Genomic DNA, 15392 nt, shown 5'->3' with positions numbered 1-15392 from the left:
AAAAAATGCCCTCGTCCAAAATGCCTCCATCGATTGTCCGGTACAAAAATCCGATCATTGTTTTGGCTTTGTTGACGGTCGGTATCCTCTGTGCCGGCCGATCGGATGCGGCGTCGAATCAGCCCCCCGACGGCATCCGTTTTGACGGGCTGGTGTCGGAAAGCGAACTCCAGAACATGACTGGCCAACCGTTGGCAATTAAATTGCGTTCGGGACGGTTCATTGTAAAAGTCACGGTCGATGAATTGCAGTTTGATCGAAAACAGAATGGCCTGAAATTCCTGAAGTACCTGTCCGAAACGGGACGCACGAGCACGGTCAAGGTCTCGGACCTGTATGCATTCTGGGTCAAAAACCAACGCTACCAGCTGCGTTATTTTCCGCCCACACAGCAATTGTTTGTGATCAATGCTGCCGCGGCCGATGCAACGGCGGAATCACGCTTGGCGGCCGAGGGCAACACGATCCGTGAATCACTGGACGATAAAGAACAAGTCGAAGCGACAACCGAACATCGGCAATTTCTCGAAGAAGCCGCAAACAAACTAAAAGACGTCGCCTCCTTTCGAATCGAAGAAACCGAATCCACCTTGATTTTCACAGACTATCCGCCCGCTGCGACAACTGGGTTGCGTCGCTTCGTCGATACGATGAACGAACAGTTGAACCATTTGTTTGGCATCCCAATGGGCGACTCGGTTTGGCGAGGCAAAGCGATTTTAGCCGTCTTTAGTTCCCCGGCTCTGTTCGGCCAATTCGAAGAACGGGTGATGAACAATCCAAACCATGGCGGACGCGCCGGAGTGCGTTCGGGACCGAAACGATTTCTCCAAACGGCGATCGCAAAAAAGTTAGATCAAAATGTCGCCCGGGGACTGTGTTGGGGATACAGCCTGGGTTTTGCAAACCGACTGCATTCAACTGCCCGCGGCGTTCCTTGGATCAACATGGGAATCGCCAATACGATTCAATTCGCGATCGTCCCGGACCAGAGGCGACAGAAATCGCAGCGTGCCGACGTGATCCGACAAATCAAGAACGCCGGTTCGCTGCTAGGGTTGCTCGACGCGACAAAACTGGAACAGGAGCGTTGGCCGCTGAGCGGGCAACTGGTCAATTTCTTAGTCACGTCAGATTCCATTGCATTCAGCCAACTGTTTCGCGATGTCAAATTGGGAGTTCCGCTCGAAGAAGCCTTGGAACAAAACTTCGGCGCATCAAAAGCAGAATTGGCCGATCGATTCGGCAGGTCGCTCGGTGTTGCAGGGGTGCAACCGTAGAGGCGGCAGATCGCGTCTCCCTTTTCATATTTTGAAGTTGCGCTTTTGCGATTCACTCGCCCGCCCCGCGGGAGAGTGAAGAGATCGAAGTGGCAATTTGCCGGTCCGCTTAGTTTTGAAAGTAGTTTAGCGCAACCCGACGCGTCAGCGAGGGATTTAGCCGGTTGACGGAATCCCTCGCTGACGCGTTTTGAAGTTGCGCTTTTACGGTAACCCGAAGCGTGAGCGAGGGATTTAGGGTGTTAACGGGATCCCTCGCTCACGCTTCGGGTTACCAAAAACCAATGCCCCACGCAAAAACGCAACTTCAAAACTGACGCGTCGGGTTACCAAAAACCAATGCCTGACGCGAAAGCGCTGGCTTCAAAACTCACGCGTCGCGTTTACCATTGCCACGCTAATTTATCTGCGAAGATTGGATCAACGGCCCGTGACGCGTCGGGTTGTGATAAAACCGCAACTCCCTCCCTTCCAACTAGCCCACCTAAACCATGTCAACGATCGATTACGTCGTTCTGTTTTTGTACTTTGCCACGATGATTGCGATCGGCATTTGGGCGATGCGGCGTGTGCAAAAACAGGAAGACTATTTCCTAGGTGGCCGCGGGTTTGGCAAGTTGTTGCAAACCTTTGCGGCGTTTGGAGCCGGCACCGGCGCTCATGAACCGGGAACGGTCGGCCGAACGGTTTGGACCAGCGGGTTAAGCGGTGTCTGGTCGGCGTTGATGTGGTTGTTCGTCACCCCGATCTACTGGATCACGGCGGTCTGGTATCGGCGGATGCGTCATCTGACGCTCGGCGATTGGTTCGTCGAACGCTACGAATCTCGCGCTCTGGGCGCGGCCTACACCGTGTTTGCGTTGACGTTCTACATGTTTTACTTGTCAACGATGTTCTCGGCGATCGCCAAATTTGCCGCACCGTTGATGGGTTTCAATGAAATCTGGGGAATGGAATTACAAACGGTGTTGATTCCCACCATCGCAGCGGTCGTCATTGCTTATGGAGTGTTAGGCGGATTGACCGCGGCGTATTGGACCGATTTGATTCAAGGCATCTTCATCATCGTGTTGTCCGTGTTGCTAATCCCCTATGGATTGTGGGCATTGGTGACCGAGTTCGGCGATCCGGCGACGCAGGGTATCAGCGATGGTTTTACGATCCTTCACCAGCGAGTTTCGGCAGATTATTTTGGACTGTTTGATGGGCCCGCCGCCGGTGAATTCCCGATCCAGTACATCATCTCGCTGACGCTATTGGCAATCATTGGAATCGTTGTCCAGCCTCACTTTATCGCCACCGGCGGTGGTTCGGCCAAAGACGAAAACGATGCCCGTATCGGACTGGTCGTCGGCAATTTTCTGAAACGATTGTGCACCGTCGGCTGGGCGCTGACGGCATTGATCGCGTTAGCGTTGCTGGCGGGGAACCCAGAAATCATCAAAGACCCCGATCAAGTTTGGGGCGTCGCCGCACGTGAAATTCTAGGACCACTCAACATGGGGCTGGTCGGTCTGATGCTGGCCTGTTTGCTGGCTGCGATGATGAGTTCGGCTGACACGTACATGATTGTGTCTTCGGGTTTGGTCGTGAGAAACGTTTTTGCAGCCTACATCAGCCCCGACGCCAGCGAGCAAACCTGTTTGCGGGTGGCCAGAGTAACCGGCTTGGTGATCATCGTCGGCGCCAGCGTGGTCGCGATGAAGATGTCAGACGTGTTTGGCCAATTCAAACTGGCGATGGAGTTGCCGATTCTCTTTGCGGCCCCGTTTTGGATCGGAATGTATTGGCGACGTGCAAACCGCACTGCAGTATGGATCACGATCGCAACATCGGCCCTGTTGTTTTTTGTGTTGCCGATCGGGCTGACCAATATCGAAAGCTTGCGCACCAGTCCCGCATGGACCCAAACCACAAACATCGAAACCCGGACGACGACTCGTCCAGCAACCGCGGCCGATGTGGCCCGCTATGAAGCCTGGACTCGGTTGGCCGCGGAGGAACCGGACGATGCCGGGGCGGCACCCCCTAACGCTGTCTTGGGAGAGCCCATCGAAGTCGTCACGAAGACCGGTGGCAATGCGATCTTTTGGAAAGAGGGCGTGGAAGTGATCGGCACGCCGACCTATGAAACCCTCTCGGAATCGACGACCGGAAACACGCATCTGTTGGTGCAGCGTCATACCGGCCCGCTGGCGGGAAAAGGTTGGTTCAATATCGACTTCATCGTCTACCACTGGCTGGGCATCGATCTGGCGTCGGCTAGCAAGGCGACGTTGGAAACACTGCGACTGCCGCCGCGATTGCTGTTTCCATTTGTCGTGTTGATGCTGGCCAGTTTGATCACACCGCGCAACAGCAAACTGGCGCTCGACCGTTACTATGCCAAAATGAACACCGAGGTGGATGCGGACCCCAGCGCCGACCAAGCCAAGTTACAAGCCGCCTTTGCTGATCCGACGCAATACGATTCGATTCGTTTGTTCCCGCGATCCGATTGGGAATTCACCCGGCCACGGCCGAAGGACTGGATCGGATTCCTGGTGTCCGTGGCCGTCTGCTTTGTGATCGTCGGGTTGCTCGCCTGGCTCGCTGGGATCGGATCCTAGACGCGGATGATCATGACATTTCCAGCAATCGACGCAAATTCATCGGTGGTCAGTGCTACAAGAACCTGTCAGAAAACATTCTCCGCAAATCAGCCGGCACGCGCTAGCGTCCGGTTCCGCGGACGTTGCAATGGGACTTGTAAGGAACCGTGAGCTAGCGTTCGACGGCTGATGAATCATCCGCTGCGAATACTGACCGGTCTGCCAGTAATTCATCCGCTTTCGATTCGGCGGCTTGCATCACTTCGGCGATCGTCACGGGTGTGCCGCCGCGTTGCTTGCTCTCCCAGGCGGCTTGCATGAATGCATACAGCTCGATCGTCTCTTGAGGATCAATCGGAACCTCGCCAGTGCGAAAGAACTTGGCGATCTGAATGACCAGTGGCTTGTAACCACCGTAGGTGCCGATGGGTTCAATGCCTTTCTCACCAAACGCTGTGCCGCCATATCCTTTTTTGCCATTGCGCATCCCATGAAAGGTCCCGATGCGACCGCCGGACCAGGTTCCGACCGCCAATTCGCGATTCTCAGTCGCCGTGTGCTGCACGGTTTCACAACCGCGTCCCATGCACGTGTACAACGATTCGACACCGTGAATCCCGTACCAAAAGAGATCCACATGCGACGGTTCGGTTGCGGCGGGACTGAAGGCATTGCACCCCAGCACCGCGCCGACTTTGCCGGCGCGAATGGCTTGGGCACCGGCTGAATACCGCAGCGATGAACTGGAAAACATCGGCACGTCCGCCTGATTTGCGGCGCGAAAGATCGCCACCACCTCGGCCAAATTTGCGCCCGTTGGTTTATCGATGAAGACCGGTTTCCCGGCCAGCAACACCTGCAAGGCTTGGTCCAAATGCAATGTGCCGTCATTGGTTTCCAGCAACACACTATCCACCCGCGGTAGCAGGTCGTCGATCGAATCAACGATCTCAACCCCCATCGCTTTGACTTTCTCGGTGTAGTCCGGGATACGGCTGTAGCTCGATTCGATGCTCCGGCTGCCGTAGGGATAGGCTGCGACCACTCGGCAGTTCATCATTTCCGGGTCGGCCGGTTCTTGATTGAAGGCCTGAGTGAACGCAGTGGCATGGGACGTGTCCAATCCGATCAGCCCAATCCGCAGCGGAGTATCCGTAGCGGATTGGGACGGGGCATCGGTTGTCTCCGGGACTTGCGCGGCAGTGGGTCGCCCGACCATCAGAGTGGCTAGGGTCACCAACACGATTTGATTGAACAGCGCCGTCGGTTTGGCGATGGCAAAACATTTGTATGCCAGCCGATTCAGTTTAGAAAGTTGAATGCTCATTAGATGACGGGCTCCCAGCCGTTGGCATAGTCCTGCGACCACAGTGCAGTGGCCGCGTCATTTTCGATGATGTGTCCGTTCGCAGGATCCGTGTTCAATACGCTAGAGGTTCGATAGGCGATGTTGCCCAGATGGCAAAGCAGGGTGCTCCGATGGCCGCCTTCGATATCGGAATTGGGACGACGGTGCTCGCGAATACAGTCGATGAAGTTGGCAAAGTGATCCTGGTCACCTCCAGCCCCCGTGCCGGTCGCGACCTGTTTTCGTTTCATGTCATATTGGGTGTACCCGGGACCACGGATCACGATGGTACCGTCGGTGCCGTGAATGCTGATCCCAAATCCGTCTTCATAGGGCCCCAGCGGTGACCAGCTAAGGCCTTCCCAGGTGATTGTTTTTTTATCGGGGAAGTCGTAGGTGACCATCATCGTGTCCGGGGTCTCCTGGTCATCTTCATGGCGATACTTGCCACCGCCGGCTGTGACTCGTGTCGGGAAATCGACTTGCAATCCCCACCGCGCGACGTCGATGCCATGGATGCCGTTGTTGCCCAATTCGCCATTTCCCCAGTGCCAGTGCCAATGCCAGTTGTAGGGGACCAGGTTGTCCTTGAAGGGGCGTCGGGTCACCGGGCCTTGCCACAGGTCCCAATCGAATTCCGCTGGGGAATCGACCTGTTTTCCGAAACCGATCGAAGCGCGGCGATTGTTGTACCAAGTACGTGCGTAGTGCACGTCGCCGATCTCGCCGGCATGCACTTTGCCGATCGCTTCGACAAGCCCCGGCCAGCTTCGGCGTTGGTTACCCATCTGCACGATTCGGTCGTGCTTGCGAGCCGCAGCGACCGCCATCTCACCTTCGGCCGCGGTGTGGCTGCAGGGTTTCTCGACATACACGTGCTTGCCCGCGGCACATCCCAAGATGGTTGCCGGCGCATGCCAGTGATTGGGAGCGGCACAAACCAACGCGTCGACCGCGGGGTCATCCAGGATGCGGCGGAAATCAGTGACCGTTTTCGTTTCCAAGGATTGTTGATCAGCAATCGATTTGGCGGCCCGTGCGCTGGCACGCTGATCAACGTCGCAGGCATACGCGATATCGACTCGACCGCTGGCGAGCATCCCTTTGATAATCGCCCCGCCGCGCCCGCCGGTGCCCATGATGCCGATCGTTAGCTTTTCCGACGGCGCGGTCGCAGAGGGGGCAACCGCCGCATCCGTTTCATCGGCCGACGACGACTGTGCCAGGCCATAGGCCGCGAGCGCTGCCGCACCACTTTGCAAAAACAGGCGTCGATCGCGTTGTGAGTTGTCTATCGGATTCATGGGAATGTTTCCTGAGGTCAATGAAAGTGCAAACGGTTTTGATGACTGGGCCGCATCGTGAGATGCTGGTGAGTCATGGTTGTTTTTGCGTGGGTGTTGGCTGGGGCGGAATGGTCAGCCAAAAGGTGTCCAGTGAGATTGCCGGACGCAGTGCAAACACGCTGTTCTGAGGATCGCCCTTGGTTTTTTCGTCAGCATCCAATGCACTGCCAACGATGTGGAACGGGTAGTGCCCCGGGGCTGCATCTGTGGCAACCAAATTCAGTTTGACTGATTTCGCTGTTTCCCCTTTGGGCTCGGAAACGACCGCTGCGGAGGTAACGCCGGCGGGCAATTCAGTGGCTTCGATGGAGAGTTGGCCACTGAATCCAGAATCTCGCTCGATTGTGATCGGGATCTCCAGTGGCGTTGCTGGTTGAATCACAAATCGGTCGGCAGCAGCCGACAACTGAAACCCTGGTGTGACAGCGCGAATCAGCAGTTGGTAGAAATGCCTGGGACCGGAATCGTTCACCGTGTCCGAAAGTCGGACTTCAACCCGCCCCTCTTGCTCGGCAGTGAATTCGACTCCGGCGTCATACCCACCACGTTTGATGTCATCATTGCTGGCGATCTGTTTCCCAGATTCTGAATCCACGACGACCAATTTCGAATCCAACAAAAATCCATCCGGTCGCGAGCGGACTTCGGCGCGGTAGCGAATCCCCGCAGCCACGGGCATGTGATAGCTGTCGGTTTGGTTCGGTTTTAAAATGTGACCACAGACAACGACCGGCAAAGATTCGATTTCAGATTGCCCCATGGCTAGTCGCGTCGCAGTCGGTGCCACGGCCGACACCCAGTCGTCCGATAGCCATGCCCACCCGATGCTCGCATCAGCGTAAACCGTTGGCGGTGAATGCTGCGAAACATTGCTCAACTGCACATCGAATTCATCGGACAAGTTGTGCCCAAACGCGATCGCCCGGTCAGAACCCGAGTGTTTCTCGCTCACCGCGTGGTCGATGAACGGCCCCGTCGTGACATCAATCGCATAGACCATCGCCTGCGAACCGGCAAAACCGATGGTTTGATTGGGGGTTTCAGGAAAGGCAAAGATCCGCAGGATTAATTCCGTCTCCCTTTCACTGGTGTACACGATTTGTGGATCAAAACCGCGAACATCTTCCGATTGAATCAAGACGTTGCCGTCGACGTCGGACAGTTGAAGCACTGCATCCATTGGCGAACGCAGCACTTGATGGGCAGTGACAGATGCGACCAAACGTTGCCCCGCTTTGACGCTGACCCGATAGGCATCACTGTCACCGGATTTTTCCAGTCGACCGGCAACGACAGTCGGCAACGTCAACTGGTCAGCCTCGGAACGCTTGGCATTGGGTTCCGTTTCCAATGTCACGCTCGCCGTCGACACGATCAGTGGGACCAAATCGGATAGGGAATGTTGGTCACGCAAGCGAATCCAAACGGCACCGGGCGGTGCGTCAGCGTTGACCGAAACCGATAGCTTGCCGGACTCTTTATCAACCTTCACCGAAACATCATCGCGATCCGCTTCGACCTCGGGCGGCCACACCGGAAACTTGCCTTCGGCAGTGACCGTCGTCGCATCTCCACGGGCGATCACCGGTGGGTAGAAACGGTCCAACTGCAGAGTCTCGGCCGAGAGAGACGTCGCGACACAGGCCAGCATCGTCCAGCAAACCCAGCGTGTCGTGTCTTGCATCAATCGGCGTGGTCGGCGGGCGAGACTCTCGGCACCAACCAACAACTTGTGGTGTGATCGGCGCACTACGACATCAACTCATCAATGGGGGTCGCGTTGCTGACCAGGTGAACCGGCCGGCCTTCGGGCGTGTACATGAATTGTCCCGGGTCGATGCCTAGCTTCCGATAGATCGTGGAAACAAAGTTCTCCGGCGCGAGAACTCGCTCGACCGCGGCGTAGCCCTGACGGTCGGTCGCTCCGATCACTTGGCCACCGCGAGTGCCTCCACCGGCAAACATCACACTCATCGCATTGGACCAGTGATCTCGCCCACCATCTTTATTGATTTTGGGTGTCCGACCGAATTCGCCGAGCACGACAACCAAGGTGCGCTCGAGCATTCCCTGTTGTTTCAAGTCAGAAATCAAGGCCGCAATGGTGGCCTCGAACGGTGGCAATTTTTTGTCGAGGGATTCGAAGATTTTGGTGTGATGATCCCAGCCGCCATGGTAGAGCGTGACGAACGGAACGCCGGCCCCCACCAACCGTCTGGCCAGCAGCGCCCGTTGGCCGAACGAGTCACGACCATAAGCGTCGCGGATCACGTCAGGTTCTTGATGGATGTCAAAGGCCGACTGGGCTTGGGGGCTGCCAATGATTTGCATCCCCTGCTCGTAAAACTCATCCACGGCGATGGCCGGATCGGCAACCGCAGCATCTTGATACCGCAGCAGCGTGTCGATCTCGTCACGGATCTTTTGGCGAGAATCAAAGCGTTGGTCGGTCAAACCGCTGGGCAACGTCACATCGCGGACACGAAAGCTGGAACTATTCGGGCTGTCGGGAACAACAAAGGGGGCGTATTGGCTGCCTAAGAAATTCGGGCCGCCAGACCGCGACATATTGGGAATCGAAAAATAGGCGGGAATGCCGTCCGGCGCTCCGACCTGTTGCGAGACCACGCTTCCCATACTGGGATGAAAACTAACGAAGGCACCACAGCCAACGGGAATCCGAGGCGGTGCACCTGTCATCATGTAATGATTGCCAGCACCGTGATTGCCCTGGTCATGTCGAATCGACCGAACAATCGCCAACTCATTGCTGATCGCCGCCAATTTTTGCATCGGTTTGGCGAATTGAATCCCCGGCGTCTGTGTTTGTATCGGGTGATACTGCCCGCGGATCTCGACGGGAGCCAGTGGTTTTGGATCGAAGGTTTCGTAGTGGCTGGGCCCGCCATCCTGCCAGACCAGGATGCAAGCGTCGGCCTGTCGCCCCACGGCCTGGCCCTCCGACGATTCGGACGCCTGCGCGCGACTGCGTAGCGCACCGCTTAGCCCGCCGGCAACCAGTCCGCCCAGTCCCAGTCGCAAGCAATCACGCCGGGAAACGCCGTCACAGTTTTTCCAATCGTGGATCATCGTGTTATCTGCTAGTTCTGAAGTATGAACTCGGGGGAATTCAGCATTGCCCACATGATGTCTTCGATCACATTCCGTCGATCATCACCCGATTTTTCAATCAGGGATGCAGCGTAGCGTCTTTCTTCGATCGAGGGCTGGCGTGAAAACGTGGCTAGATACAATTCGTCCACGATTTCAGTGGCTGGGATTTCCGCAGCGGACAAGCGAGCCGCGCGAGACGAGTCACTGCGAATGCGTCGATCGATGTCGCGAGAATTCATCAGGTGCAACGTCTGGGTGACAGATGAATCACTGATTCGTTCACAGGGCGGATCTTGGTTTTCGTTGGGCCGGCCGAAGGTGTCTAAAAACATCGAATCGACGCGGTGAGTCCAGATTTGATTGGCACGTGACTCGGGTGGTAACGCTGTGAATGTCTCCGACGTTTCCGTCACCGCGGTCACCGCATCGACCAGGATCTCGGCGCGCAGTCGCTGGCGATAGTGACGGGAATAGTTCAACCGGTCAGTCTTGTTGGTCGCGTTGGGCTGCGAACCGGTTGCGTAAGCATTGGACAAGACGATCAACCGAATCAGCTCTTTTTGGTCATACCCGGAATCTTGAAAGTGCTGTGCCAAAGCATCCAGCAATGCCGGATTGCTAGGCGGATTGGTGCTGCGCAGGTCATCGACGGGATCGACCAGCCCACGCCCCATCAGCAACGCCCAAATCCGATTGACGTGGACTTTGGCAAAGTACTCGTTCTCGGTGGATGTCATCCACTGTGAAAGTGCTTGACGTGGATTGTTCTCGATGGATTCATCAACGCTGCCAAACAAAGGCCGGGGATCAAGCACTTGCCCGGTCACCGGATGTTTAACTTCGCCGCGTTCGGAGTTGAACACGATTTCCTCGCCGCCGGAAATCGGCGGTGAAAGCCCCACCCCCTTGCGATCCACTTTGGCAAAGAAAGCCGCAAACGAATAAAAGTCCCGTTGACTCCATTTTTCAAACGGGTGGTGATGACATTTCGCACATTCCAAACGGATGCCCAAGAACAACTGGCTGATCAAGGTCGCAATTTCGTCGGGGCTGCGTCGATCGCGGTAAAGTGTCACCGCACCGTTGCGCCAGGTGCTGCCCTGGGCGGTGATCAATCCGCTGGCAAATTGGTCGTAGGGAACATTGTCGCGAAACTGTTGACGGATCCAATTGTCATAGTTCAGGACGGCTTTGATACCGACGCGATAGGGGTTCGGACGCAGCAGATCCGCCCAAAGGTTCGCCCAATGGTCGGCGTACTCAGGCTGGTTCAAGATTTCATCGACCAGTTCGGCGCGTTTGTCAGCAGCGTTTGATTCAAGGAATCGTTTGGCTCGTTCCGACGTCGGCAACCGACCAATCACATCGGTGTAAACACGTCGTAAAAAGACGGCGTCGCTGGCGGGCGGCGAGATCTGAATCTCCAGGGCATCTAGTTTTTGGAAAACCAGATCGTCAATGAAATTGGCACGTGGACGTTCTTCGTAAAACCCATCGGGCAAGGGATCGGTCCGGGGGATATTGACGTTGGCCACACTGATGTGATTCATGTAGCGAACCATCACCGCGGTTTCACCCGGCAGGGGCCCCGCAGTCAAATGCCCACTTGCATCGGCTTGAACCACGGCCGCATCGTTTGCCAGATAGGTGGCCAATTCGGTGACGTCGCGTGAACTGCCGTCACTGTAGTGCGCGATCACGGACAGTTCCGCCTGCTGGTTTGGTGCCAGCGAAAATTCACTCTCCGCGAGAACCACTCGATCCAGCGAGGGTTCGTCGGCGATACGACGTGGCACGCCTTGCGCGATCCAGTCCACCAACGTGTGATAGGCGTTTGAGTCGGGCTCAATCCGACGGCCACCGCCATGTGGCATTTGGGCAGTGGCTTTCTGAACCAGCAAACTGGACGACGGTGCCGTGATCGTGACGCGGCGGCCACGAGATTGTTGGGCCAAGGCACTAAAATCAAAATCGGAATCGAAACCAAGCAGTGACAATTGGAATCCGTTTTGCCCCCGCTGCTTGCCGTGACAGGCCCCGGAATTGCAGCCATGGGCGGTCAAAATCGGTTGCACGTCCAATTCAAAGCTGACCGGATGCGACGGCGCCAGCGAAGCGGCGCGGACCGGAACAACGAACGTCAGGGTCAGCATCATCGATGCAAACACGACGAACAGGATCGATAACCTTGGTGCAAGGCAACCGGACATGGCGGGCGGGGAGGCGGGAGGTGGGAAAGGTAGGGAGTCGCAGTATAACCGCATTGCCAGTGAGTTTGGGCAATCCCCGCAAAGTTATTTCCCCCCGCCGATGTCAATCGACGTACAGAAATTCATTGGAATTCAACATCGCCCGGCACAGGTCGCTCAATGCAATTCCATCGGATTGCACAAACGCGGTGGCCGCCTGCAATTCAGCGGTGTCCGCTGGCCGCGAATACAATCGCAGGTACAGTTCGTTGACTTGGTCACCCAGGTCGGCTTGGCTGGCTGTGACCACGGTGGCCAAACGACGGGCCGCGTCCATGATGATGTCCGAATTCAACAACGTCAGCGACTGGACCGCGGTGGTCGATTCGTTTCGTCGGGAACAAGGACCATCTGCGGACGGTCGGTCAAACGTGGCAAAAAAGGGGTAACGCAGATTTCGCCGGGCAAATAGATAGATGCTGCGGCGATAATAGTCGGTCGTGTCATCGGTCAGTGTCCACTGACCAGTTCGCAGTGTCTTGACCATCTCCGGTGGTAGCGGCGGCCGAACCCCAGGGCCCTCCATTTCGCCATTGATCGATTCGCTAACCGCATACAGACCATCCCGGATCGCTTCGGCGTCCAATCGCTGTCGAGGGAAATGACTGAGCAATCGATTCTCCGGATCAACCTCAGCGGCTCGCTGCCAGTCCAGACGCAACCCGTCGTCAGCCGGTGGCGCGCTGCGGGTGCGATAGACATTCGATGAGACAATCATCCGATGGATTCGTTTGGTGCTCCAATCGGATTGAATCAGTTCGGTCGCCAGATAGTCCAGCAACTGTGGATGGCTGGGAGAGTCGCCCATCACACCAAAGTCACTGGGGGTGGACGACAGTCCTGTGCCGAAATGATGTTGCCAAATCCGATTCACGATGACCCGCGCGGTCAATGGATGTGAAGGGGATGTCAACCACTCGGCCAACGCCCTGCGAGGACTGACGGAATCGGGCAATGACTGCCCGCTGGCGTTCAACACGCGGGGAAAGGCGGGGGCGACCAAGGGGCCCTTGCTGCGCCAATCACCGCGTTCCATCAGATGCGTGCGGGGAAATTCTTTGTAGGATGCCAGCACGTTGACCGATCGATTCTTGACCAGTTCAATCGACGAGTCAAAGAACGATCTCAGTCGATAAAAGTCGGCTTGACTGATCGCGTCATACTTGTGGTCATGACATTGCGCGCAACCGAATTGCAAACTCAACAAAACCGACCCCACGGTCGATGTGATTTCGTTTAGCAGCACATGACGTCGTTCGTCCATCGAGTTGATGTCCGGCATGTCTGGCCCCGACAAACAAAACGCAGTGGCCAGCACGGCATCGTCGTTGTCGGGCGCGATTTGATCCCCGGCCAGTTGCCAGCGGACAAATTCGTCATACGGAAAATCTTGGTTCATCGCCCGGATCACCCAGTCACGATATCGCCATGCTTGGTCACGGAATTTGTCGTGTTCAAAGCCATCGGTTTCGGCAAATCTTGCCAAATCCAACCAACGCTGTGACAAATGCTTGCCGTATTCAGGCGACGCCATCAACGAATCAACCAACCGTTGATAGGAATCGGGGTGTGAATCAGCCAAATAGCGATTGACCTGATCCAAACTTGGCGGCAATCCCGTCAGATCCCAACAGACACGTCGCAGCAACGTCGACTTGTCTGCTTCACTCGTCGGCCGCAGCGACTGGTCCTCGAGCTCTGCCAAAATAAATCGATCGATCGGATTTTGTGACCACCCGGCGTCGCTGGTCGCCGGCAAGGGCGGGCGTTGGATCGGTTCATAGGCCCAATGATCGCGATCAAACGCAGAGAGTTCGTCATCGATGATTTGGTCTTGCGCGTAGCCAAAGGGGTGAACCACCAGAAAATATATCCAGACCCAATGCCACCGGTGCTGTCCAATGATGCGACTCATGAAATCAATTCCTCAATCACATCCACCTCGGCTGGCCCGGTCAAGCGTTCATCCAGACCGTTATGAAAATAGGTCAGGTCGCGATGATCCATCCCCATCAAATGCAACAAACTGGCATGGAACTGGTTGACATGAACGGTGTCCACGGCGGCCCGCAGCCCGACTTCGTCGGTTTCGCCATGGGCCCGACCGCCACGTGTGCCGGCGCCGGCGATCCAACCGGAGTAGCCCCAGGGATTGTGGTCACGCCCTTTGCCTTTCTCACTCATCGGCATGCGACCGAATTCGCCGCACCAAACGACAAGCGTGTCATCTAACAATCCGGTGCGTTTGAGATCCTTTAGCAGCGCGGCGACCGGTTGGTCGGTTTTGGCGCAGTACTCGGTATGGTTTTTCGCGACATCTTCATGCGCATCCCAACCGTTGGTGTCGCCGGAATAGACCTGGACGACGCGGACGCCTCGTTCGATCAACCGCCGCGCCAATAAACAACGCTGCCCGTAGTCACGCGTGGTCGGATGATCGATTCCGTACATCGATAGGGTCTGCGCGGTTTCCTGTGAAAAATCGACCGCTTCGGGCGCAGCCGACTGCATTCGAAAGGCGAGTTCATAGGAATGAATCCGGGCCTCCAGTTCATCGTCAACGCCTCGTGCCGCCAAGTGTCGACGATTGAGTTGTTCGATGAAATCCAGCGTTGATCGCTGCCGCGGATTGGAGATGCCCGCCGGTGCGGCCAAGTTCAAGATTGGGGTGCTACCCGGACGCATCGTGGTGCCCTGATAGGTTGCCGGCAAAAATCCGTTTCCCCAAGCCGACGGCCCGCCTTTGAGTCCGCCGCCCGGATCGGGCAAGACGACAAACGCCGGCATGTTTTCATTTTCGCTTCCCAGTCCGTAGGACAGCCAAGAACCAAAACTGGGGTGCCCCATCAGAATGCTGCCGGTGTTCATCTGATACACCGACTGGGGATGGTTCACACTGTCACCGTGCAGCGATCGAATCACACACAGTTCGTCCGCAACGGTGGATAGATGCGGCAGGAAATCGGAGATCTCTAGCCCCGACTGGCCCCGCGGTCGGAACGGCCGAATCGGACCAAGTAACGGGTTGTTCGCGACTTTGCGGCGTGTCATCACCGTTCCAAAGCTTTCCGGCAGCGACTTTCCGGCATATTTCACCAAGTCCGGTTTGGGATCAAACAGATCGACATGACTGGGACCGCCATGCATGAACAACCAGATGATTCGCTTGGCGCGAGGCGGGAAGTGGGTTTTGGGAAGCGGATTCGGACCGCCAGCGAGCCCGTTTTCCGTAGACAACAAACTCTGTAAACCGATCAATCCGGCACCGCCACCGGCGTGTCGCAAAAAGTGACGTCGACTGATCGAACTTGGTAGTTGCTGGTTCATAGGCGTCATCGTAACCGAACCTCGTTCCGAGTGCCAAAAACATGCGGCACCGTCAGATACAGCGGTGAGTTTTGGTCGTAGCTGGGCCCGCCAGGGTTTAGACGGGGCGGACGTTCAGATTCTGAACCGTGGCCGGT

General features: G+C 56.4%; 9 protein-coding genes. 2 read left to right on the top strand and 7 right to left on the bottom strand.

Annotation, left to right across the window (positions count from 1 at the left end; genetic code table 11):
- Positions 1 to 5 precede the first annotated feature (5 nt).
- Both NHH03_RS22185 and NHH03_RS22180 read left to right on the top strand, forming a co-directional pair.
- Complete coding sequence (locus NHH03_RS22185; RefSeq protein ID WP_253159777.1) at positions 6 to 1280, top strand: hypothetical protein; 1275 nt, start codon at positions 6 to 8, stop codon at positions 1278 to 1280.
- 491 nt (positions 1281 to 1771) lie between these two features.
- Positions 1772 to 3889: a sodium:solute symporter family protein gene (locus NHH03_RS22180; RefSeq protein ID WP_253159775.1), complete on the top strand. Its 2118-nt coding sequence runs from the start codon at positions 1772 to 1774 to the stop codon at positions 3887 to 3889.
- 154 nt (positions 3890 to 4043) lie between these two features.
- On the opposite strand, the gene NHH03_RS22175 is transcribed toward NHH03_RS22180, so the two are convergent.
- The 7 genes from NHH03_RS22175 to NHH03_RS22145 form a co-directional block, all read right to left on the bottom strand.
- Positions 4044 to 5198, bottom strand: coding sequence for a Gfo/Idh/MocA family protein (locus tag NHH03_RS22175; RefSeq protein WP_253159773.1), 1155 nt, complete (start codon positions 5196 to 5198; stop codon positions 4044 to 4046).
- On the bottom strand, positions 5198 to 6523 hold the full coding sequence (locus NHH03_RS22170; RefSeq protein ID WP_253159771.1) for a Gfo/Idh/MocA family protein: 1326 nt from the start codon (positions 6521 to 6523) through the stop codon (positions 5198 to 5200). Before NHH03_RS22170 ends, NHH03_RS22175 begins: the two co-directional genes overlap by 1 nt.
- 73 nt (positions 6524 to 6596) lie before the next feature.
- On the bottom strand, positions 6597 to 8315 hold the full coding sequence (locus NHH03_RS22165) for a serine protease (protein WP_253159769.1): 1719 nt from the start codon (positions 8313 to 8315) through the stop codon (positions 6597 to 6599).
- Entirely contained in the window at positions 8315 to 9655 is a 1341-nt protein-coding gene (locus tag NHH03_RS22160) for a DUF1501 domain-containing protein (protein WP_253159767.1), read from the bottom strand. Before NHH03_RS22160 ends, NHH03_RS22165 begins: the two co-directional genes overlap by 1 nt.
- An 11-nt stretch (positions 9656 to 9666) precedes the next feature.
- Positions 9667 to 11847 carry a DUF1549 and DUF1553 domain-containing protein gene (locus NHH03_RS22155; protein WP_253159765.1) on the bottom strand — a complete coding sequence of 727 codons (2181 nt, stop codon included), beginning with the start codon at positions 11845 to 11847 and terminating at the stop codon, positions 9667 to 9669.
- A gap of 145 nt (positions 11848 to 11992) precedes the next feature.
- Positions 11993 to 13843 (bottom strand): DUF1549 and DUF1553 domain-containing protein, encoded by a 1851-nt coding sequence (locus NHH03_RS22150; protein WP_253159763.1) that lies wholly within the window; start codon positions 13841 to 13843, stop codon positions 11993 to 11995.
- Positions 13840 to 15255: a DUF1501 domain-containing protein gene (locus tag NHH03_RS22145; RefSeq protein ID WP_253159761.1), complete on the bottom strand. Its 1416-nt coding sequence runs from the start codon at positions 15253 to 15255 to the stop codon at positions 13840 to 13842. The genes NHH03_RS22150 and NHH03_RS22145 overlap by 4 nt, the downstream gene beginning before the upstream one ends.
- Positions 15256 to 15392: the final 137 nt, after the last annotated feature.

The organism is Stieleria tagensis, assembly GCF_024129865.1.
Classification (GTDB): Bacteria; Planctomycetota; Planctomycetia; order Pirellulales; family Pirellulaceae; genus Stieleria; species Stieleria tagensis.
The sequence above is the reverse complement of the archived record's forward strand: the minus strand, read 5'-3'. Positions and strand labels throughout refer to the sequence as shown.